13 protein-coding genes and 2 rRNA genes are annotated in these 22081 nt (G+C 63.0%); 7 read left to right on the top strand and 8 right to left on the bottom strand.

Features of this window, described 5'->3' with window-relative positions; translation table 11 throughout:
• Nucleotides 1–120 precede the first annotated feature (120 nt).
• Together ACN9MW_RS30850 and rrf are read left to right on the top strand one after the other, a co-directional pair.
• A 23S ribosomal RNA gene (locus tag ACN9MW_RS30850) occupies nt 121–2992 on the top strand.
• A gap of 84 nt (nt 2993–3076) precedes the next feature.
• Nucleotides 3077–3189, top strand: a 5S ribosomal RNA gene (rrf, locus tag ACN9MW_RS30845).
• An 80-nt stretch (nt 3190–3269) separates the two neighbouring features.
• Here the strand turns inward: rrf and ACN9MW_RS30840 are convergent.
• Nucleotides 3270–3965 carry a FadR/GntR family transcriptional regulator gene (locus tag ACN9MW_RS30840; protein WP_426166194.1) on the bottom strand — a complete coding sequence of 232 codons (696 nt, stop codon included), beginning with the start codon at nt 3963–3965 and terminating at the stop codon, nt 3270–3272.
• Nucleotides 3966–4073: 108 nt separating this feature from the next.
• Between ACN9MW_RS30840 and ACN9MW_RS30835 the strand changes: the two genes are divergently transcribed.
• The 5 genes from ACN9MW_RS30835 to ACN9MW_RS30815 all read left to right on the top strand — a co-directional run bounded on the left by ACN9MW_RS30835 (nt 4074) and on the right by ACN9MW_RS30815 (nt 10748).
• The gene (locus tag ACN9MW_RS30835; RefSeq protein WP_426166191.1) at nt 4074–4886 is read left to right on the top strand and encodes a (Fe-S)-binding protein; all 813 of its coding nucleotides are present in this window, start codon (nt 4074–4076) and stop codon (nt 4884–4886) included.
• Nucleotides 4883–5584, top strand: a complete 702-nt coding sequence (locus tag ACN9MW_RS30830; protein ID WP_426166188.1) for a LutC/YkgG family protein — start codon at nt 4883–4885, stop codon at nt 5582–5584. Before ACN9MW_RS30835 ends, ACN9MW_RS30830 begins: the two co-directional genes overlap by 4 nt.
• On the top strand, nt 5581–7026 hold the full coding sequence (locus tag ACN9MW_RS30825) for a LutB/LldF family L-lactate oxidation iron-sulfur protein (protein ID WP_426166186.1): 1446 nt from the start codon (nt 5581–5583) through the stop codon (nt 7024–7026). Before ACN9MW_RS30830 ends, ACN9MW_RS30825 begins: the two co-directional genes overlap by 4 nt.
• Nucleotides 7027–7096: 70 nt before the next feature.
• On the top strand, nt 7097–8809 hold the full coding sequence (locus ACN9MW_RS30820) for a lactate permease LctP family transporter (RefSeq protein WP_426166183.1): 1713 nt from the start codon (nt 7097–7099) through the stop codon (nt 8807–8809).
• Nucleotides 8810–9020: 211 nt separating this feature from the next.
• Nucleotides 9021–10748 carry a M4 family metallopeptidase gene (locus tag ACN9MW_RS30815; protein ID WP_426166181.1) on the top strand — a complete coding sequence of 576 codons (1728 nt, stop codon included), beginning with the start codon at nt 9021–9023 and terminating at the stop codon, nt 10746–10748.
• Between the two features lie 55 nt (nt 10749–10803).
• On the opposite strand, the gene ACN9MW_RS30810 is transcribed toward ACN9MW_RS30815, so the two are convergent.
• The 7 genes from ACN9MW_RS30810 to ACN9MW_RS30780 all read right to left on the bottom strand — a co-directional run bounded on the left by ACN9MW_RS30810 (nt 10804) and on the right by ACN9MW_RS30780 (nt 22080).
• Nucleotides 10804–12681 carry a reverse transcriptase domain-containing protein gene (locus ACN9MW_RS30810; protein WP_426166179.1) on the bottom strand — a complete coding sequence of 626 codons (1878 nt, stop codon included), beginning with the start codon at nt 12679–12681 and terminating at the stop codon, nt 10804–10806.
• Nucleotides 12682–12988: 307 nt separating this feature from the next.
• Nucleotides 12989–14629, bottom strand: coding sequence for an SWIM zinc finger family protein (locus tag ACN9MW_RS30805; protein ID WP_426166177.1), 1641 nt, complete (start codon nt 14627–14629; stop codon nt 12989–12991).
• Nucleotides 14626–17640, bottom strand: a complete 3015-nt coding sequence (locus ACN9MW_RS30800; protein ID WP_426166174.1) for a hypothetical protein — start codon at nt 17638–17640, stop codon at nt 14626–14628. The genes ACN9MW_RS30805 and ACN9MW_RS30800 overlap by 4 nt, the downstream gene beginning before the upstream one ends.
• 175 nt (nt 17641–17815) lie before the next feature.
• Nucleotides 17816–19258, bottom strand: a complete 1443-nt coding sequence (locus tag ACN9MW_RS30795) for a cobyric acid synthase (RefSeq protein ID WP_426166172.1) — start codon at nt 19256–19258, stop codon at nt 17816–17818.
• Complete coding sequence (locus tag ACN9MW_RS30790; RefSeq protein WP_426166170.1) at nt 19255–20133, bottom strand: cobalamin-binding protein; 879 nt, start codon at nt 20131–20133, stop codon at nt 19255–19257. Before ACN9MW_RS30790 ends, ACN9MW_RS30795 begins: the two co-directional genes overlap by 4 nt.
• Nucleotides 20130–21110 (bottom strand): threonine-phosphate decarboxylase CobD, encoded by a 981-nt coding sequence (cobD, locus tag ACN9MW_RS30785; protein ID WP_426166167.1) that lies wholly within the window; start codon nt 21108–21110, stop codon nt 20130–20132. Before cobD ends, ACN9MW_RS30790 begins: the two co-directional genes overlap by 4 nt.
• Entirely contained in the window at nt 21103–22080 is a 978-nt protein-coding gene (locus ACN9MW_RS30780) for a CobD/CbiB family cobalamin biosynthesis protein (RefSeq protein ID WP_426172345.1), read from the bottom strand. Before ACN9MW_RS30780 ends, cobD begins: the two co-directional genes overlap by 8 nt.
• Nucleotide 22081 lies beyond the last annotated feature (1 nt).

Below are 22081 nucleotides of genomic sequence, written 5' to 3'. Positions count from 1 at the left end.
TAACAATCTGGAAGAAGTAAAAGTTTTATTAAGCGATATCGAAAGATATTACTTAGGGTAGTAGTAAAACTCATCAAACACAGTAGTAAGTGCTTGAACCTGTAGCCGTCAAGGTTATAGGGACAAGTGACTAAGTGCACATGGCGGATGCCTTGGCGATTACAGGCGATGAAGGACGTAGAAGTCTGCGATAAGCTTCGGGGAGCTGACAAACAAGCATTGATCCGAAGATTTCCGAATGGGGAAACCCGGCCTTATAGGTCATCACTCACTGAATACATAGGTGTGTGAAGCGAACGCGGCGAACTGAAACATCTAAGTAGCTGCAGGAAAAGAAATCAACCGAGATTCCCAAAGTAGTGGCGAGCGAAATGGGAAGAGCCTGTACGTGATAGTCGTTCTGATAGTGGAATCCTCTGGAAATAGGAGCCATAGCGGGTGATAGCCCCGTACACGAAATCAGAGCGGTGGTACTAAGCGTACGACAAGTAGGGCGGGACACGAGAAATCCTGTCTGAACATGGGGGGACCATCCTCCAAGGCTAAATACTCGTAATCGACCGATAGTGAACCAGTACCGTGAGGGAAAGGCGAAAAGAACCCCGGGAGGGGAGTGAAATAGATCCTGAAACCGTGTGCATACAAACAGTCGGAGCCTCGTAAGGGGTGACGGCGTACCTTTTGTATAATGGGTCAGCGACTTACATTCAGTGGCGAGGTTAACCAGATAGGGGAGCCGTAGAGAAATCGAGTCCGAACAGGGCGCCAGTCGCTGGGTGTAGACCCGAAACCAAGTGATCTATCCATGGCCAGGTTGAAGGTGCGGTAACACGCACTGGAGGACCGAACCCACTAATGTTGAAAAATTAGGGGATGAGCTGTGGATAGGGGTGAAAGGCTAAACAAACTTGGAAATAGCTGGTTCTCTCCGAAAACTATTTAGGTAGTGCCTCAAGTATCACCGACGGGGGTAGAGCACTGTTATGGCTAGGGGGTCATCGCGACTTACCAAACCATTGCAAACTCCGAATACCGTTGAGTGCGAGCTTGGGAGACAGACATCGGGTGCTAACGTCCGGTGTCAAGAGGGAAACAACCCAGACCGCCAGCTAAGGTCCCAAAGATTGGCTAAGTGGAAAACGAAGTGGGAAGGCTAAAACAGTCAGGATGTTGGCTTAGAAGCAGCCATCATTTAAAGAAAGCGTAATAGCTCACTGATCGAGTCGTCCTGCGCGGAAGATGTAACGGGGCTAAGCCAGTCACCGAAGCTGCGGATATCCGCAAGGATATGGTAGGAGAGCGTTCTGTAAGCCTGCGAAGGTGTCTTGTAAAGGATGCTGGAGGTATCAGAAGTGCGAATGCTGACATGAGTAGCGATAATGCGGGTGAAAAGCCCGCACGCCGTAAGCCCAAGGTTTCCTGTTCAACGTTCATCGGAGCAGGGTGAGTCGGCCCCTAAGGCGAGGCAGAGATGCGTAGCTGATGGGAAGCAGGTTAATATTCCTGCACCGTCGTATGATGCGATGGGGGGACGGATCGCGGAAGGTTGTCTGCCTGTTGGAATAGGCAGTTCCTGGTTCATAGAAGGCGCTTAGGCAAATCCGGGCGCGTAATTCAAGGGACTGGGACGAGCGAGCTTGCTCGCGAAGCAATCGGAAGTGGTTCCAAGAAAAGCCTCTAAGCTTCAGTCATACGAGACCGTACCGCAAACCGACACAGGTGGGCGAGATGAGTATTCTAAGGCGCTTGAGAGAACTCGGGAGAAGGAACTCGGCAAATTGGTACCGTAACTTCGGGATAAGGTACGCCTCGGTAGCTTGACCACTTTACTGTGGAAGGGCGAAAAGGTTGCAATAAACTGGTGGCTGCGACTGTTTAATAAAAACACAGCACTCTGCAAACACGAAAGTGGACGTATAGGGTGTGACGCCTGCCCGGTGCTGGAAGATTAAATGATGGGGTGCAAGCTCTTGATTGAAGTCCCAGTAAACGGCGGCCGTAACTATAACGGTCCTAAGGTAGCGAAATTCCTTGTCGGGTAAGTTCCGACCTGCACGAATGGCGTAACGATGGCCACACTGTCTCCTCCCGAGACTCAGCGAAGTTGAAGTGTTTGTGATGATGCAATCTACCCGCGGCTAGACGGAAAGACCCCATGAACCTTTACTGTAGCTTTGCATTGGACTTTGAACCAATCTGTGTAGGATAGGTGGGAGGCTTTGAAGTAGGGACGCCAGTTCCTATGGAGCCATCCTTGAAATACCACCCTGGTTTGTTTGAGGTTCTAACCTTGGTCCGTAATCCGGATCGGGGACAGTGCATGGTAGGCAGTTTGACTGGGGCGGTCTCCTCCCAAACGGTAACGGAGGAGTTCGAAGGTACGCTAGGTACGGTCGGACATCGTGCTAATAGTGCAATGGCATAAGCGTGCTTAACTGCGAGACCGACAAGTCGAGCAGGTACGAAAGTAGGACATAGTGATCCGGTGGTTCTGTATGGAAGGGCCATCGCTCAACGGATAAAAGGTACTCTGGGGATAACAGGCTGATTCCTCCCAAGAGTTCATATCGACGGGGGAGTTTGGCACCTCGATGTCGGCTCATCACATCCTGGGGCTGTAGCCGGTCCCAAGGGTATGGCTGTTCGCCATTTAAAGTGGTACGTGAGCTGGGTTTAAAACGTCGTGAGACAGTTTGGTCCCTATCTGCCGTGGGCGTTGGAAATTTGAAGGGGGCTGCTCCTAGTACGAGAGGACCGGAGTGGACGAACCTCTGGTGTACCGGTTGTCACGCCAGTGGCATTGCCGGGTAGCTAAGTTCGGAAGAGATAACCGCTGAAAGCATCTAAGCGGGAAACTTGCCTTAAGATGAGATTTCCCGGAGCCTTGAGCTCCTTGAAGGGTCGTTCGAGACCAGGACGTTGATAGGTCAGGTGTGGAAGTGCAGTAATGCATTAAGCTAACTGATACTAATTGCCCGTACGGCTTGTCCCTATAACCTTGACGGTTATGTAGCACTTACCGTGTTTGAGAACACTACCCCAACTTTACTTCTTCCACGATTGTTGACAAGTCATGCCTGATGACCATAGCAAGTCGGTCCCACCCCTTCCCATCCCGAACAGGACCGTGAAACGACTCTGCGCCGATGATAGTGCTGCAACCAGTGTGAAAGTAGGTTATCGTCAGGCTCTTATTAGAAAAGCCCGCCAGGCATGAATGCCGGCGGGCTTTTTGTTTTGCGCGTCCGATGGGTTACTGGTTGGACCAGTCAGGCCGCCTCCAGCTTGCCCGCCACGTAGTCGATATGCGCTTGCATCGCGGTGCGCGCCGCCTCGGGCTTGCGCGCGCAAATGGCCTGGCAGATTGCGCGGTGCTGCTGCAATAGCTGGCCGGATACCTCGTCATCCAGTGCCCGCAAATTGGAGCCATTCAGCGTAATGTGTTCGCGCAGTATTCCCAGCACGCTGGCATGCAGGTGCAGGAACATGCTGTTGTGAGATGCCAGTGCGATGGCCTCATGCAGTTCCGCGTCGAGTGCCGCTTCCTTCGCGGCGTGATCGTCCTGGCGCGCTTGCTCAAGTCCCGCCAGCAGGGCGCGAATGCCGGCATACTCTTCATCAGTACCGCGCAGTGCGGCGTAATAGGCCGTAGCGCCTTCCAGCACACGGCGAAACTCCAGCACCTCACTCAATAGCACCGGATGATCGACGACCAGTTGCGCCCACGGCGATGCGCTGCCGGTGCGTAGTTGATCGCCCACGAACATGCCCGCGCCAGGGCGGCTGCGCAGCAGGCCTCGTGCCACCATTCTTTGCAGCGCCTCGCGTATCGTATTGCGCGACACTGAGAACTGCTCGGCGAGCACGCGCTCGGACGGCAGCTTTGCGTTGGCGGGATAGCGGCCATCCAGCAGCGCCACTTCCAGTTGGCGTTGAACCTCTTCTACCAGCCCGCTTGTTTTCATCTTGGCGATCTCCTTTTGCGGCGCATGGTCCAACCAGTTTGCGGCGCCGCCGGCATGCGGGAATTATGGGACCTGTCGACGGAATAAGCAAAACAGAGGAGACGCGCCATGAGGCCCCGACACTACCCATCGCTGGCAAGCCAGCGCCATCAACATGTGTACCTGTTCGGTACCTGCGTGATCGACTTGTTCATGCCGGAAGCGGGACTCGATGCGGTACGCCTGCTCGAGCAGCAAGGCGTGACCGTGCACTTCCCGCGCGGCCAGAGCTGCTGCGGCCAGCCTGCCTACAGCAGCGGCAACCCTGAGCAGGCGCAAGCCGTGGCGCGCGCGCAGCTGGATTTGTTTCCGCAGCCATGGCCTGTCGTCGTGCCGTCCGGCTCTTGCGCGGGCATGATGCGACATCACTGGCCCGAACTGTTCAAAGATGATCCGGAGGCTGCCGCCAAGGCACGCGAGCTTGCAGGTCGGATCTACGAACTGAGCGAATTCCTGCTGCATGTACTGCACGTCGACTTCCAGGCTGCGCCTGCGCAGGGCGATGAAAAGGTGGTGCTGCACTCCTCTTGCGGCGCCCGGCGCGAAATGGGCACCAGGGAGCATGGCGTGGCATTGCTCGACTCCTTGCCTGGCGTGACACGCGTGGAGCACCAGCGCGAATCGGAGTGCTGCGGCTTTGGCGGCACCTTCTCGCTCAAGCATCCCGACATTTCCGGCGCGATGGTCGCCGACAAGATCGCTGCGGCCTGCGCGACAGGCTGCACGCGCCTGGTTTCTGCCGACTGCGGCTGCCTGCTGAATATTGGTCATGCGGCCCAGCACCAGGGAGCGCCGCTCAAAGTGGAGCATATGGCCAGCTTCCTGTGGCGGCGCCTGAACGGCCTTGCCGCCGCGCCGGAGCAGGGTGGAGGTGCGCAATGAGCAGCATGGGTAGCCGCGAGCGCATCCTGGGCGCCTTGCGCATTGCCGTGCCGGCCGCGACGCCGGACAGCCGCGACCTGGAGTCGCGCATCAGCCAGCATCATGCACATGGCGCCCTGCGCGCAGCCTCTCCGAAGCAGCGAGCGGACGTCATGGAGCGCGTCATGGCTTCGGTGCGCACGGAAGTCTGGCGCAGCAGCGCCGCGAAATGGCCCGCACTGTTGGCCGACAAGCTTGGGCGGGCCGGCGTGCAGCGCTTGCTGCTCGACCATGCCACAGCCGAAGGCACGGCGCTTGCCGCCGCACTGCCAGCCGGCATGCAGGCTCTCTCGTTCGCGCAGCCGCTGGAAGCATGGAAGGATTCATTGTTCTCCTCGGTGGATGCAGGCTTTACCGTGGCGCGTTCCGGAATCGCCACCACCGGCACGCTGGTGCTGGCGCCCGATGCGGGAACGCCGCGTACCGTATCGCTTGTGCCGCCGCTGCACGTGGCGCTGGTGTATGCGAGCACGCTGCATGCCGACCTGCATGCGGCCGTGCACGCCGAGCGCTGGTGCGCAGGCATGCCGACCAACCTGGTGCTGGTATCGGGCCCTTCAAAAACTTCGGATATCCAGCAAACCCTGGCCTACGGCGCGCACGGGCCAGCCGCACTGTGGGTGGTGATCGTTGATGACGACAGGGAGGTGCAGGCATGAACGCGCGGCCAATGCACTTTGTTTCGCCTGCCGATTTTCGTGAGCGGGTCAGCGGAGCCTTGCAGGACCAGGCCCTGCGCTCCAGCATGCGCGGCGCGATGGATTTCCTGCAGGCCAAGCGCAGCAAGCAATTCCCCGACGCTGGCGAACTGGAACAGCTGCGCGACCTGGGCGAAGCGATACGCCAGCATGCGCTGGCCAACCTGCCGGACCTGCTGGTGCAGTTCGAATCCAACCTGCAGGCGCTAGGCGTGCACGTGCACTGGGCCGCCACGGCGGACGAAGCCAACGCCATCATCCATGAAATCGCGCAGCGCCACGGTGCCCGCAGCATCGTCAAAGGCAAGTCGATGGCCAGCGAAGAGGTGGAACTGAACCACTACATGGCTGAACGCGGCATCGACTGTATCGAATCCGACATGGGCGAATACATCGTGCAGCTGGCGCAGGAAAAACCCTCGCATATCGTCATGCCGGCCCTGCACAAGACGCGCGCCGAGATTGGCGCCCTGTTCGAACGCCACCTGCCCGGCACGCCCTATACCGAAGATGTCGACACGCTGATCCTGGCAGGCCGGCGCAGCCTGCGCCAGAAATTCGCCGATGCGGATATCGGCCTGTCCGGCGTCAACTTTGCGGCAGCCGATACCGGCACCCTGTGGCTGGTGGAGAACGAGGGCAACGGCCGCTTGTCGACCACGGTGCCGGATGTGCATATCGCCCTGATGGGCATGGAGAAGGTGGTGGCGAGGCTGGAGCATATTGTGCCGCTGGCGAGCCTGCTGACACGCTCGGCCACCGGCCAGGCCATTACCACCTATTTCAACCTGATCACCGGTCCGCGCCGGGCCGGCGAACTGGATGGCCCACGCGAAATGCACGTGGTTCTGCTCGATAACGGCCGCACACAGGCCTATGCCGACCAGCAGTTGCGCGCCACCTTGCAGTGCATCCGCTGCGGCGCTTGCATGAACCACTGCCCGGTATATGAGCGGGTGGGCGGACATGCATACGGCACCACGTATCCGGGGCCGATCGGCAAGATCATCTCCCCGCATCTGCTGGGACTGGAGGAGACGGCCGACCTGGTGACAGCTTCCAGCCTGTGCGGCGCCTGTGCCGAAGTATGTCCGGTGCGCATTCCGATTCCGTCGTTGCTGGTACGGCTGCGCACCGAGGCGAACCGCGATCCTGCGCAGCAGGTCGAGCATCCCCTGCGCGGCCAGGGGGCCAGCTTCAGCCGCGGTGACCGGCTGGTGTGGCGCTTCTGGAGCGGCGCCTTCGCGCGCCCCTCGGCCTATCGCTGGTTCCGTTGGCTGGCGACCCGCCTGCGAGACTTCGCTCCGTCCTCCCAACTGGGGTGGACACGCCACCGTGCACCGCTGGTGCCGGCCAGGCGCAGCCTGTCCGACCTGTTGCGGAAAAGGGGGCAGGCGGAATAAGGATTGTTGCACCCATTACGGCGCCTGGCGCCGGCATAAGAAAAATTTCAAACCATTGGAGGAGAGTCAAATGCAAACCTGGAACCAGATCTATGCCCCGTTGGGCAGCTTGGGGCTGTCGGCCCTGGTCGCCGCCATTCCCATTCTCTTTTTCTTTGTCGCGCTGGCGGTCTGGCGCCTCAAAGGCCATGTCGCCGCCGCCGTGACACTGGCATTGTCGCTTGCGGTCGCGATTTTCTGTTATGGCATGCCGGTGCCGCAGGCGCTGGCTGCTGCGGGCTACGGCTTTGCTTACGGAATGTGGCCCATCGCATGGATCATTATCAGCGCGGTGTTCCTGTACAAGGTGGTTGAGCGTACCGGCCAGCTCGAAATCATCCGCGCGTCGGTGGTATCGATTACGGACGACCAGCGCCTGCAGATGCTGCTGATCGGCTTTTCCTTCGGCGCCTTCCTGGAAGGGGCGGCAGGCTTTGGCGCACCTGTGGCGATCACTTCCGCGCTGCTGGTTGGCCTGGGCTTCAATCCGCTGTACGCGGCCGGCCTGTGCCTGATTGCCAATACCGCGCCGGTAGCCTTTGGCGCCATGGGCATTCCCATTATCGTTGCGGGGCAGGTCACCGGCCTCGACGCGATGAACATCGGCGCCATGGCCGGCCGCCAGCTGCCGCTGCTGTCGCTGCTGGTGCCTTTCTGGCTGGTGTTCATGATGGACGGCAAGCGCGGCATCAAGGAGACCTGGCCCGCAGCGCTGGTGGCCGGCGGCAGTTTCGCCGTCACGCAGTACATCACCTCCAACTATATAGGCCCGGAACTGCCGGACATCACCTCCGCCCTGGTCAGCCTGGGCGCCCTGACCGGCTTCCTGAAGGTATGGCAACCCGCCAGCGCCAAGGCCGGGGCACGCAATACCATTTCGATGGGCGGCGGCACGGCGGCCATGTCGCCGTTCGGCGGTGCTGCGGCAGCGGGCACGCAGCCGCGCAGCCGCAGCCAATCGCCATACACCACCGCGCAAACGGTGCGTGCCTGGGCGCCATTCGGCCTGCTGACCGCCGTGGTGACGGTGTGGAGCCTGCCGCAGTTCAAGGCGCTGTTCGCTGCCAAAGGCGCATTGGCCGGCACAGTGCTGAAATTTCACGTCCCATACCTGGACATGATGGTGGTCAAGATGGCGCCGATCGTCGCAGCGCCCAAGGCATATGAGGCGGTCTTCAAGCTGGACCTGGTCTCGGCCGTCGGCACGGCGATCCTGGTTTCGACATTGCTGTCGATGGTCTTGCTGCGCTTTAGCCTGGGCAACGGCTTGCGGGCCTTGCGTGACACCGTCCTTGAACTGCGCCGTCCCGTGCTGTCGATCGGGCTGGTACTGGCGTTTGCGTTCGTCGCCAACTACTCGGGCATGTCCTCCACGCTGGCATTGGTGCTGGCCGGGACCGGCGCGGCCTTCCCGTTCTTCTCGCCTTTCCTCGGCTGGCTCGGCGTGTTCCTGACCGGCTCCGATACCTCGTCGAATGCCTTGTTCTGCTCCCTGCAGAACACCACCGCGCACCAGGTCGGCGTATCCGATACCTTGCTGGTGGCCGCGAATACTACCGGTGGCGTGACCGGCAAGATGATTTCGCCGCAGTCGATTGCCGTTGCCTGCGCAGCCACGGGCCTGGTCGGGCGGGAGTCCGAATTGTTCCGCTTCACGCTCAAACACAGTCTGCTGTTTGCCGCCATCGTGGGCCTGATGACGGTCTTGCAGGCCTATGTGTTCCCCGGAATGGTGCCGCACTGACGCGGGCCGCAAACTGGTCCAGGCCTGTCTTGCGAATGAAGGCAAGGCAGGCCTTTTTCTTTCGAAAGTCTCAAATACGACATACAACAGAAGGTTGTCTCAATTTTGTGCAAACGTTGACTAGCTCCATGCAACCTAGCTAGTGTTGGTATTCGAGCCGGAGAAACCGGACGACAAAACACAAGACAATCACGGGACTAATGGAGCAAAAATGAAGATTCGCAAGACCCTGATCGCGGCAGCGATCACCCTTGTAGCAGCACAGGCTGGCGCCGCCAGCATGATGGCCAGCCCAGTCGCATTCTCCGCCCAGGAAAAGGCACGCCTGCTGGCAACCCTGAACGGCGAGCGCGGCAAGTTCGGCCTGGATACTGACCACGGCTACAGCATCGCCTCCCAGCATCCGGGCGCTTCGGGCCAGGCGATCAGCCGCATGAGCCATACCTACAAGGGCGTGCGCATTTTCGAATCCGAGTCCGTGATCGTGACCGACAAGGCCGGCAGTATCGTTGGCGAATCGGTGACCGACCGCCGCGCCAGCCTGTCTGCCAAGCGCTTCGACGTGAAGCCAACCCTGTCGGGCAGCGCCGCCATTTCCAAGGCAATGGCAACCCTGCCGGCAGCCGCCAGCCACATCGACCCGCCGTCCGCTGAACTGATCATCTTCCCCGTCATGAAGACCGTGCGCGTTGCCGGCGCCGAAACCAAGGCCGAAGCCGACCTGAATGCACTGGACGTGAAAGACGTGGTGGGCAGCTACCAGCTCGCCTACCTGGTGAAGACCCGCATGACCAAGGGACAGGAAGCCGTTTTCCACAATACCATCGTGAACGCCAGGGACGGCAGCCTGCTGGACCAGTGGAGCATGGTGCAGAGCGTGGTCGGCACCGGCCATAGCCAGTACAACGGCGACGTGCCGATCCAGACCACCCTGTCCGGTACCACCTACCAGATGCTCGATTCCACCCGCGGCGTCGGCGGCCAGTTCGGCGGTGCTGCAATCACCAATGCCAACCACGCTTCGACTTCCAACCCGACTCCGGGCGTGATCTACACCAACAGCACCAACGTCTGGGGCGATGGCCAGAACTACATTTCCGGCGGCAGCACCACCAACGCCAACGGCCAGACCGCTGCCGTCAATGCGCTGTGGGGCTTGCAGAACACCTACGACACCATGAGCAATGTGCTGGGCTGGAAGTCGCTGGACGGTAACAACACCGCAACCTACATCGCCGTACACGTGGGCACCGCTTACGACAACGCCTTCTACACCGATTCCTGCAAGTGCATGTACATCGGCGACGGTTCCAGCTTCTACAGCCTTGGTTCGATCGACGTGATCGGCCACGAAATGGGCCACGGCGTGACCGCTGCAACGTCCAACCTGACCTACCGCGGCGAGTCCGGCGGCCTGAACGAATCTTCGTCCGACATCAACGGCGAAGCGGTGGAAGCCTACGCACGCAACGGCGGCACCGGCAGCGTTGTCAACGCCGGCAACGACTGGATGATGGGCAAGGAAATCTCGAAGACCGGTACCCCGCTGCGCTGGCTGTACAAGCCAAGCAAGGACGGCAAGAGCCCGAATGCATGGAGCACTTCCCTGAAGCGCCTGGACCCGCACTACAGCAGCGGCCCTAACAACCGCATGTTCTACTTCCTGGCCATGGGTTCGAGCTCGGTGTCCACCAGCGACTACTACTCCCAGTACCTGACCCAGGCCCCGAAGAACATGACCGGCATCGGCATCGACAAGGCATATCGCATCTGGTTCAAGGCCAACACCACCAAGCTGACTTCCGGCTCGACCTATGCTGACGCACGTGCAGCAGTCGTGGCAGCAGCGCAGGAACTGTATGGCGTTGGCAGCGTTGAGGCCAAGGCGGCCATGCGCGCTTACGCCGCGATCAACGTGGGTGCAGACGTCGCTGAATAAGCTGCGCGTCCCTGCATGAGAACCGCCAGGGTGACCTGGCGGTTTTTTTTTCGGCTTAAGCGTGCCGCAGCACGACCGTCGCAATCACCGCTACGAACATGGTGAAGAAATAGCGCGGCCAGCCGGCACTGAAATTTCGCCATGCCAGCACTGCAAGTACCACGGCGGCGACGAATGGAATCGGCGTGCGGAAGTTCAGGCACAAGGTCGTGGCGAAGTAGAGCTGGATGAGGATAGCCACCCATGGACGTCCGGTGAACATCCCGCGGCTTTCGCGCGTAGGAGGCTGCGGCGTGGTAGCCGGCCTTGCCGCCGGCCTCGAAGGAGAGCCTGTGGGCGCAGCAGGCTTTTGCCTTGCAGCGGCTTTTGCCTGCGTCAACTGCTCCTGCGTTTTCTCCAGCACGGGCGCAGCCGGTATTGCCGCTTGCCAGAAGCCGGCCCACGGTTCCTTGCCTTGCGCCGACAAAGCGCGGAAGCCGCTGCTGCGGCGGGCGACAGGTGCGCTTGCTGCCGGCGCTTGCGCAGTCCATTTCGCGCGGGCTGCCCGCACCTGTTGCAGTAACGGTGCCCCTTTCTCGGCGTCGACCATCTTGATGAACTGCGCGTAACCTTCGAGCGCATCGATCACGTTTTCATTGCCGTTCCATTGTTTGCCGGCCGGGCCGTCTTTTTCGACCTGGAACAGGGTCGCGCGGAAGCGGCGCAAGGTATCGCGGTCGAGGGACAGCTTCTTGTTGACCACGATGCCGGTCACGCTCTGGCAATGCGCATCGCTCATGACATGCTGCTTGTCCGGGTGAGGCGTGAAGCCTTCGTCGGCAATGATCTGCTTGACGCGCCATAGCAGCTTGCCGGCCAGCTTGCGCGCGGCGGCATCGCCGGAGAAGGTCAGGTCGTCGGCATAGCGGGTGTAGGTGAAGCCAAGCTTTGCGGCGCAGCTTTGCACGCGAGCGTCGAGACGCCGGCACAGGATGTTGGTCAGCGCCGGGCTGCTCGGAGCGCCCTGGGGCAGGGCGCGCTCGCCGGTGGCGACAAAGAATCTTTCGCCGTCCACGCTGACTTCTTCAACGGGCGTCTCCGTGCAAACCAGCCCGAGCGTGGTGGCCAGTTGTTCGCTGTAGCCCAGCTCCCTGAACACGCCCTTGATGCGCGGCAGGCTGATGGACGGGAAAAAATTCTTCAGGTCCAGGTTGATGACCACGGACTTGCCCACGTGGGGGTGGGCATTGCTGACAATCGAACGGCCTGGGATGAACCCATGCGCGGCAGGGTGCAGCGGCACCTTGGCCAGGATGTTGTCCAGCACCCAATACTGCAGGCGCTTCACGCGCGGCAGCGGCGCAGAGATGATGCGTTCGCCGCCGGTTTTCTTCGGCATGGCGAAGCGGCGATAGTGGCTGATGCGCGATACGCGGCGCTCGAAACTCAGGAAGCGCAGCTCGGGCAGCGTGATGCCCATGGCGGTTGCGAGTTCGCTCGCGTTGTTCATTGCAGGCAGCGACCAGCGCGCCAGTTTTTCGGCATTGCTCTCGGCGTGATTCAGGCCGGCGGAAACGCCTTCGCCCAGGTAGAGCAGTTCGGTGGACTGGCGCTGATGCCAGGCCGTCGCGCGTTCAAAACGTTCGCGCGCACGCTTCTGGCGGGTCTCTTCCCGCCGTTGCCGCGCTTTGGCCATGCGCTCCTTGCGCATCGCCTTGAGAGCCTGTTCCGGGTCCTGGATGGTGCGCAGTTCCTGGCCAAGGCGGTGCAGGGCGCTGCTGAGTTCAGCTTCACGCTTGACGACTTCTTCCAGTTCGGTAGGCTCGCCGGTATTGGCAGGCCAGAAGCCGAGGCGCTGCATCTCGCCCAGCACGACTTCCTGGCGCGAGCTGTTACGCAGGCGCTCCATCAATTCTGCGCGCGTGGTGACTGGGCTGGATTCGGTGGCGCTCATTGCATGGTCTCCTGGCGAGGCGAGCGCGAAAGATGCAGACACGGCGGGATTGTCATCGAAGAGCCTTTAAGACTGGGGCGCTCCACTCGATGCCATACGACACCGGTGCTGCGAATGGACTGCAGGGCAGTCACACCGTCTTGCGGCACCGGTGTCAGTATGGCACTGTGAAGAGCGTGCCAGTGGCGCATGGGAAGAGCTGAATACGTGAACGGCGATCCACCGTTCGGGTTGCAAGAGCCATCCCGCCGTGTTTGCTGGAACGAGTATATCAGTTCATTTGCTTTTTTCATATCGATCGTCATCCTCAAGCCGCCTGCTGCCGCGACATGCGCAGCGCGAGCATGTGCGCGCAAGGACCTTTGTGCATGCGGTTGAACGTGAAGAAGTTGCATTGGCAGGCGCCATCGACGATGCGTTCGTCGGCATCCAGCCGCAGCATGACCTGGTACTGGCGGTCGCCTTGCTTTGCCTGTGCGCTCAGGCGGATGCTGCCGTCTGCAACCGCTTCCACGGCGTGTTCGCTCATTGCATGGAGGGCGACCAGCTTCCGGGCCTCCTCCTCCTCGGGGCTGGCGAAACGCAGCGTGTCCAGCGGCAGCGGCTCGCGCGCCAGTTCGCGCAGGCGGTAGACTTCATTCACCAGGTCGTAGATCACGCGGCCGGCCTGGGTGTACAGGGTCAGCGCGCGTTCGACCAGCATGCGATCGAGGCCGGTGTCGAGCGACAACTGGGCGCTGGTGGCGAACCAGCGCTTGCCCAGCGCGGCAAAGACTTTTTTCTTGCTGTCGTTGTCGATCTCGCCGCGCGGCGCGAGCAAATCGAACTGGCCGGCATGCGACCAGTCGTTGGCGGTCCAGCCGGAAAGCCCAAGCGTGAACTGCATGCCGGGCATATTGGCGATCCAGAAGCTTGGCAGGCCGCTGCCCATCAGGTGCACAGTGAAGCTCTGGGCGACGGGAATCAGGCGCTCCAGCAGCATCAGGCGGCGGCGGCCCCAGACGCGAACTTCTTCCGCCACGTTGCCCTGATAGATGGAGCGGCGGCAAACCACTTCCTCGTTCCAAGGTTCGAACACCGCGCGCACCGGTTCTCCCGGCGCCAGCACGAAACGGATCGAGCGCGGACCGACGCGCTCCTTCTTGCGCCGCATCTGCAGGCAGAAGTTGTGCACGTCCATCGGGTGCAGGTCCAGCCGGCGCGCCACCATGTTCATTGCGCTGCTGACCTGCAGGAAGCCGCGCACCCAGGTGTCGGGCACGTCGATTTTCTCTTCGATGAATTCGGGATCGTCGGCGGTCTTGACCTGGAAGCCGCCCGGATCGATCGACAGCCTGGTGCTTTTGTAGTCGCGGATCTTCTGGAATTCGCCGTACAGGCTTTCCGAGTAGTCGATATTGGTGGTGCCGCAGGCGAAGTCGCCGATGTGGTCGAACACATTGTGGCTACAACTGAGCGAGGCGTAGCTCGATTCGTCGCGGCTGAAGCACTCGAAGAACACGCGGTCCGGATGCACGGTAATGACCGGGTCGAGCGCGATCCACAGTTCGCGGTTGGTCTGGTACAGGTAGTTGTAGTACCGCGCTTGCGCATCGTAGAAGGGCTTCATCAGCTTCGACTTGCGCTCGCGCAGCGCACGTATTTCAGCTTGCAGCGGCTGCAACTGCTCTTTCAGCTCGCTGCCGCGGGCCTGGAACTGCGCCAGCATCATGCCTTCGTTTTGCGCTACCCATTCCTTGTAGGCTGTCTTGTCCTTGGGCTGGTAGCGCTGGTCGGCGACCACGACATCGTGCAGGGCGGAGATCGCCTCGCGGAAAGGAATGTGCTTGTTGATGTCGGCGACGAAGTGGGTCGGTGCGCGCAGGGTATCCGGCACGAAGCGCATATCGGTCGACGCGGCGCTGTTGCTGACGTAGGTCTCGCCGTAGTAGCGGTACTGGAATCTCATGTCTTGCTTCCCCGGCCGGCGATGGCTGCTGGCGTATGGATCGTGATGGCTGCCGGCAGCCCGGGATAACGCTGCTGGATGGTGCGCAGGCCTTCGATGTATTGCGCCTTGTCGGCGATGGCGACTGTCAGCACCTGGCGTGCAAATACCCTGGCCACAAAGGCGGCGATTTCCTCCGACAGTTCGGCCTGCGCGCGCAGGAACGCCTGCACGCGGCTTTTCACGACGCGGCCGCGATTCACTTGCGACAGCACGCTGAGGAAGTAAGGTTCCATGCGCTGCAGCTTGTGCACGTCGCCGGCGCAGGCGCTTTCCAGCCAGGAGCTGACGAACAGCTGCATATTGGCGGAAGGGTGCTGGCTCAGCTTATCCAGCAGCTCGGTCACGTCGCCGACGTCGAAATGCCTGGTGATCATGGCGCGGCCGAAGCGTTGCGCCGCCGGGTCCTGGTGGTCGCACAGGTTTACCAGCAGCAGCGGCGTCCAGTCGTCGCGGGTGCAGGCCTCGGTAAAGAAGGCCGAGGCGAACTCGCGGCTGTCGTCGAAGCGGCTGTCGAAAATGCGCAGCGCCGCCTCCATCTGGCTGCGTACGCGCTGAGGAGCGGAACGATAAGCCTGGAAAGCCCATTGCCGCACGCTGGCCGTGGGGTTGCGCCCGAAAGCGGCCCAGGCCGCGACGTCAAACTGTTCGGGGCGGAAGCCGGGCAGCAGGCGCGCACCGAGCAGCTGGGCGCCTTTGCTGCGCGCAGCCAGCAGGCGCGCCAGCAAGGCGGTATCGGCCAGTTGTTCCTCATCCTTCAGGGGACCGGTGACCCAGGCCACCAGGTCGGCATGCATGCCTTCGCCGGTTTCGCTGCGGAACAGCGCGTCGAGCAGGCCGGCCAGCAGCGCCTGGCGGAAGCCGGCATCGGCGACGCTCAGGCGCTGGATGACCGGATCGACGCCGCGCCGTACGCTTGCCTCGGCGCTGGTGGCAAAGGCGATGATCAGCTCCGACTGCGCGCATAGCACCTGGTCCGGCAGCGTGCCGAACAGGCGTACCGCTGCGCCGCGCACTTCGGCATCTTCATCCTTCAGCAGCATGGCCAGCCTGGAGCCGGGCAGCATGCCGGTGGGCGCGGGATGCAAGATCAGCCATTGGCAGGCCAGGAGCCGCACCGCAGCCAGCGCGTGGCCAAGCAGTTGCAGCAGGCGTTCGTACGGTGCGCCTGCCGCGGCATCGCGCAGCGGATTCTCGATCAGCCAATGCAGGTCGGCTCCAATCGGCGGCACGGCGTTGCGCGCATCGTCGATGTCGGCGCAGTTGTCCAGCCAGTCAAGCAGTTGCATGACAATGGCCGGAGCCTGGCCTGGCAAGGTCGCAGCGACCTGGCACAACATGCGGCCCTGGCGGCGTACCGCCTCCAGCGGAGCGCAGGCGATGGTCGCGACCAGCAGCGGGTCGGCAGCGTAGTTCAGCGGGTCGCGCACGATGCAGTCCAGCGCGTATTGGGTCGCTTCCGGCAAGGTGCACTGGATCAGGAGCAGCAGCCACTCGGTTGGCGGAATGCCCGGTTCGAAGCGCTGGCGCGCCACCTGGAAGGCAAAGCGTGCCGTCGACAGGTAGGGGCTGCGCAACAGCTCGCGGATCACGTCCGGCTCCAGGGCGGCGCAGAAGGCCTTGTTGTCGGCCAGCGCGCGCGCCGCGAATTCGTGCACGCCGGCGCAGCGGCTTTGCTGCATCAGCGAGAGCAAGGCCTGCGGCTGCGCATCCCACAGCTCGGGGAAGGCTTCCTGGCGCCTGTCGTCGGGCTGGATCGGGTGCGGCTGGTACCAGCTCGTGCCCGGGCGGTTGCTAAGCCAATGGCCGCGCGCGCGCAGCATGCGGTTGAAGACCATCCAGTAGCTGTAGCTGTCGTAGAAACGGCCACCGCGGGCGCTTGCCTGGCCGGCGTCGCTGTCATCCATCGCAGCCAGGACCCCGAGCGCCATGCGGACGTAGGCCGCGTCGCCGTCCTCCGCAAGCCGGCGCAATGTGCGCCAGCCGCGGCGGCGCAGGTAGTCGCGCGTGCGCAGGCCGTAAGCCACTTTGCTGTCGGGACGCGAGGCTTCCTCCGCGTACTTGACGTAGGCGCGGCGCACATAAATCCACTGGCTGCTGCTGGTATGGGTATCGGTGTCAAAGCGCTGCTGGATCAGGCCCCACAGCTCGGCATCGCCGGCCATCTCGGCTGCCTTGTAGATATGGCGCACGGCACGGAAAGTCCCGGCGCGCAGGCGCATCCGCTTCAGGTGGGTGCGCAGCAGGCGGCGCGCCATCGGCTGGCTGAGGGCCACCTGGTGCAACTGCTCCAGCCAGTCCGACTTCGACAGGCCTTGCCACTCGTCGTCGCCGGCGGCAATCGACAGAAGTTTTTCTTCATCCTGCTGGTCCCAGGCGTTGCGCAGGACTGCCGGCCAGTCGGCCAGCAAGCGGGCCGCGTGCGCCTGCAGTGCGGCGCCGTCGGCCAGCATCAGCCAGGCTTGCAGGGCGATGCGGCGCACGGCATCGCTGCGGCCGCGCGCGTGCAGCTCCTGCATGGCGACGGCGGCTCCGGCATCGCCGCAGCGGCCGATCGCCCAGGCCAGGCAGTAATCCTGCATGACGTCGCCGCGCGCTATCAGGTCGACCATGGCGGGGACGGCGCCGCGCAGGCGGCGTTCGCCGATGCGCCAGATGACCCGGTTGCGGTGGTGCTGGTCCAGCTTTTTCCAGTTTCCCGCTTGCAGTTGCTGCAGCAGCGCGACGGCGGCAGGATCGGATGGCGTTTGCGCCGGGGCTGGAACGGACGCTGCGTTTTGCGGCAGGGCCGGTTCGGGCGCGGTTGCCGGGTCGACGAAACCTTGCGCAGCGCGTTCGATCAGCGCCAGTTCAAACAGGGTTTCGGCGGCTTGCCAGTCGACCGGCTGCGGAGTGCGCGTGCTTTCGCGCCACTCTTCGCCGGTGCGGCCCTGGCGCAGGTTGACCAGGTAGCGGCCAGGAGATCCTGCCACTGCGCCCGCCGCTTCGCAGAGCTCAATCTCGCAATGGATGGTGGCGTCTTTTTGCCTGCGAACCAGGCTGCTTTTCCGAATCAGCTTCACTGTAGTGCGGGCCTTGACTTGAAATCCGGTTACTCAACAGGACGATGTTAGCCAATCTTGTAAGTGTTTGCAAATAAAGCAATTCCTACGCCGTCTTGAGCAGCGCCTCCAGCAGCGGTTCGCAGGCGGCAGCCAGCCGATCCAGGCTAGCTTCGCGCAAGGCGTTGGTATCGACGGTGTGCTGCGTTGCCAGGCCGGCCCAGTGCAGCAAGGCGCGGCCGGCTTGCGGGTGGTCGAACAGCCCGTGCAGGTAGGTGCCGAGCACCTGGGCGTCGGACGAGACGGCGCCTTCCGGCCGGCCGTCGATAAAGAAGGCTGGTTGCGCCAGTGCGGGGCCGTGCGACACGCCCATGTGGATCTCGTAGCCGCTGACCGGCGCAGCGTTGAAGGCGCATTGGCCGGAGACTTGCGCCAGGCGTTTGTGGCGCGTGAGCTCCGTTCGCATGTCCAGCAAGCCCAGGCCGGTCTCGCTGCCGGCCCGGCCTTCCACGCCGTGCGGATCGTCCACCTGGGTGCCCAGCATCTGGAAGCCGCCGCAAATGCCGATCACCTTGCCGCCATAGCGCAGGTGGCGTGCGATCGCCTGCGGCCAGCCGCCTTCCTTCAGCGCGGCCAGGTCGTCGCGCGTGTTCTTGCTTCCCGGGAGGATGAGCAGGTCGGCAGGCGGGATTGCTTCGCCCTTGCGTACAAAGCGCAGGTCGACGCCGGGGTGGGCGCGCAGCGCATCGAAGTCGGTATGGTTGCTCATGCGCGGCAGGCTTGGCACCACCACGCGGAAGGCGCCGCGCTCGGCCTGCACGGCCTGCACCGCGTCTTCGGCATCCAGGTACAGGCCATGCAGGTAGGGCAGCACTGCCAGCACCGGCTTGCCGGTTTGTTGTTCCAGCCAGTCCAGGCCGGGCTCCAGCAGCTTGATGTCGCCGCGGAAGCGGTTGATGACGAAGCCGATGATGCGACGGCGTTCGCTCTCCGACAGGCAGGACAGGGTGCCCACAATGTGGGCGAACACGCCGCCGCGGTCGATGTCGGCGCACAGGATGACGGGGCAGTCGACGGCTTCCGCGAAGCCCATGTTGGCGATATCGCGGTCGCGCAGGTTGATTTCCGCCGGGCTGCCGGCGCCTTCCACCACCACGGTCTCATACTGTGCCGACAACCGCTGGTGGGATTCCAGGACGGCCGCCATGGCGACGGTCTTGTACTGGTGGTAGTCGCGCGCATTCATGTCGCCGCGCACCTTGCCGTGGATGATGACCTGGGCGCCGATATCGCTGCTTGGCTTGAGCAGCACGGGATTCATGTCGGTGTGCGACGGAATGCCGGCGGCAATCGCCTGCAGCGCCTGGGCGCGTCCGATTTCGCCGCCGTCGACGGTGACCGCGCTATTGAGCGCCATGTTCTGCGGCTTGAAGGGCGCGACGCGCACGCCGCGCTGTTTCAGCAGGCGGCACAGGGCCGCGACAATGGTGCTCTTGCCGGCGTCGGACGTGGTGCCCTGGACCATCAGGGTACGGTAAGGGAAGCTCATTTTGCAGGACGGTGCTTGCGCGCTTCTTCCAGCTTTTCGCACAGCACTGCGGTGCCGGCGATCATGCGCGGACCGGCGCGATTGAGCAGGCTGCCGTCGATCGTGAACAGGTTGTCCTGCCTGGTCGCCTTGAGCGTCTTGTAAGGGCGCCACAGGCCGACCCCGCCATAGTCCTTTTCCGCCGTGGCGAAGACTGCTTCGGGATCGGCTTGCAGCACGGCCTCCACGCTGACTACCGGCGCCGTGACCTTCTGGTCGGCGAAGATGTTCTGGCCGCCGCATGCTTTCAGTGCGTCGCTGACGATGTGTTCGCCGTTCAGTGTGTAGAGCGGCTTGTCCCATACCTGGTAGAAGGTGCGCACCGGCGGACGCGCCGCATATTGCGCGCGCAGGGCAGCCAGCTTCTGGCGCAGTTCCTTCGCTGCCGCGTTGGCGGCGGGCTCGGTGCCAAGCAGCCTGCCCATCTTTTCCAGGTTGTCGGCGATCTGGTCCAGTTTTTTCGGCTCGCTGTGGAACATCGGGATGCCGAGCTGGCGCAGCTGGTCGATCTGGCGCTCGGAGGTGCCGTGGCGCCAGACCACCAGCAGGTCCGGCTTCATCGCCAGCAGGCGCTCCATGTCGACCTGGCGATTGTCGCCGACGCGGGGAATCTGCTTGGCGGCTTCGGGATAGTCGCTGTAGCTGACCGCACCCACGATTTTTTCGGCGCCGCCGGCTGCGAATAGCAGTTCCGTGACGTGCGGCGCCAGTGCGACGACGCGCTGCGCCGGCTTTTGCAGGGTGACCGGCTTGCCGTCATCGTCGTTGACGGTGATGGCGGCGTGCGCCTGCAGTTGGGCGGCGCACAGTGCGGAGATCAGCAGGTAACTTTTCATCGGTTCGTCCATTCGTTCAATGCCAGTTCAAGGCGCTGCCAGCCTGCCTCGTCGGACGGCAGGCCGAGGCGGATGCCGCGCGCCGCTTCGCGGAACAGGCGTACCCAGATGCCGCGGCGCGCCATGTGGTCGTGGAATTCTTCGGCAAGCGGTTCAGGCCACCATTGAAACAGCGAGGTGCCGTTGCTGGCGATGCCGTGGCTGGCCAGCAGCGCGCGCAGCCGGGTGCCGGCAGCGTGCAGCTTTTCCTGCGCGGCGCCCTGCCATGCGCTGTCCTCCAGCGCGGCGCGCGCGACTTGCTGCGCCGGTCCGCTGACTGCCCAGGGGCCGAGCATGTCGGCCAGCGGCGCGAGGATGTCGTCGCGCGCCGCGACGAAGCCGAGGCGCAAGCCTGCCAGGCCGAAGAACTTGCCGACGGAGCGTAGCACGACCAGGCCAGCGGCCTGCGTGGCGTCGGCAAGGCTGTGGGCGCCATCGGTGTCGGCGAAGGCCTCGTCGACGACCAGCCAGCCGCCGCGAGTTGCCAGCGCTTCCGCCCACCGGAGCAGGGTTGCGCGCGGTACGAAGGCGCCGGTAGGGTTGTTCGGGTTGCAGACCACCACAACGTCGGCCGTGGCCACGGCGGCGTCAAGTTCGCTGTAAGGAACTGGGCTGGTGCGGTGGCCATGCTGCGACCAATGATGCAGGTGCTCGGCATAGCTTGGGCTGGCGACCACCACGCGCGATGGCGCGCGCAGGCGGGGCAGGGCCTGGATTGCCGCCTGTGTTCCCGCGACTGCCAGCATGCGCGGTGCGCGGTAGTAGCACTGTGCGGCTTGCAGCAGGGCCGGGTCGTTCTCGGGCAGTCGATGCCAGGCGTCGGAGGCCAAGGCTGGCGCTGGATAGCCGCCCGGATTCAGGCCGGTCGACAAGTCCAGCCAGTCGTTGCGGCCGTAGCGTTGCGCTGCTTCGCGCAGCTTGCCGCCGTGTTCAAGCATGATGTACTCCATAGGCGATGGCGAGCATGACGGCAATCCATAGCCCGCTTGTATTGCGCACCAGGCGCCAGGCGCGCGTAATGTCGGCGGCAGACGCTTCAGCGCCCTCGCCGAGCGGCGGGCGCTGTTCGGCCTGGCCGCCATAGCTTGCTGCCCCGCCCAGTTGCAGGCCGAGCGCGCCGGCTCCAGTAGACATGACCGGCCCCGCGTTGGGACTGCTCCAGGCCGGAGCCTGCTTGCGCCAGCAGGCCAATGCGCGGCGCGTGCTTCCGGCGCCGGGCGCCAGCAGGGCGTAGCTCATGGCGGTCAGGCGCGCCGGCAGATAGTTGAGCGCATCGTCGATGCGGGCCGCGCTGCGGCCGAACAGGTTGAAACGTTCAGTGCGATAGCCCCACATGGCGTCGAGCGTGTTTGCGAGGCGGAACAGCAGGGCGCCGGGCCCGCCGGCGATGGCGAACCAGAACAGGGTGCCGAAGACGGCGTCATTGCCGTTCTCCAGCGTTGATTCGGTGGCGGCCTTGGCGAGTTCGGAAACGGTGGCCTGTTCGGTGTCGCGGCTGACGATGCGGGCGGTCAGGGCGCGGGCGGCCGGCAGGTCCTTGGATTGCAGGGCCCGGCCGATCGGGAGCATGTGGTCGCGCAGGCTGCGCAGGCCAAGGCAGAAGTACAGCAGGGTGGCGTGCAGGGCCGCCTGTGCTGCGGCGGGCAGCGGCTGTGCGAAGGTCCATCCTGCCAGCAGTGTGAGCGGCAGTACGGCGAGTGCCCAGGCAAGTGCGCCGCGCGCGAAACGGGCGATGGGTGCAGCCGGGGCCGCGGCGCGGGGGCGGTTCAGGCGCGCCTCGATTGCGTTGGCCAGGCGGCCGAAGCCGACCAGCGGATGCAGGCGCGAGACTTCGCCGAGGATGGCGTCGAGCAGCACGCCAGCCAGCAGTGCGGCAGCGAATGTGGTCCAGTCCAGGCCAGCCAGCAGC

The sequence above is a fragment of the Pseudoduganella sp. R-34 genome, assembly GCF_049904655.1.
Lineage (GTDB): Bacteria > Pseudomonadota > Gammaproteobacteria > Burkholderiales > Burkholderiaceae_D > Rugamonas.
This window is presented reverse-complemented; position numbering and strand designations above follow the sequence as displayed.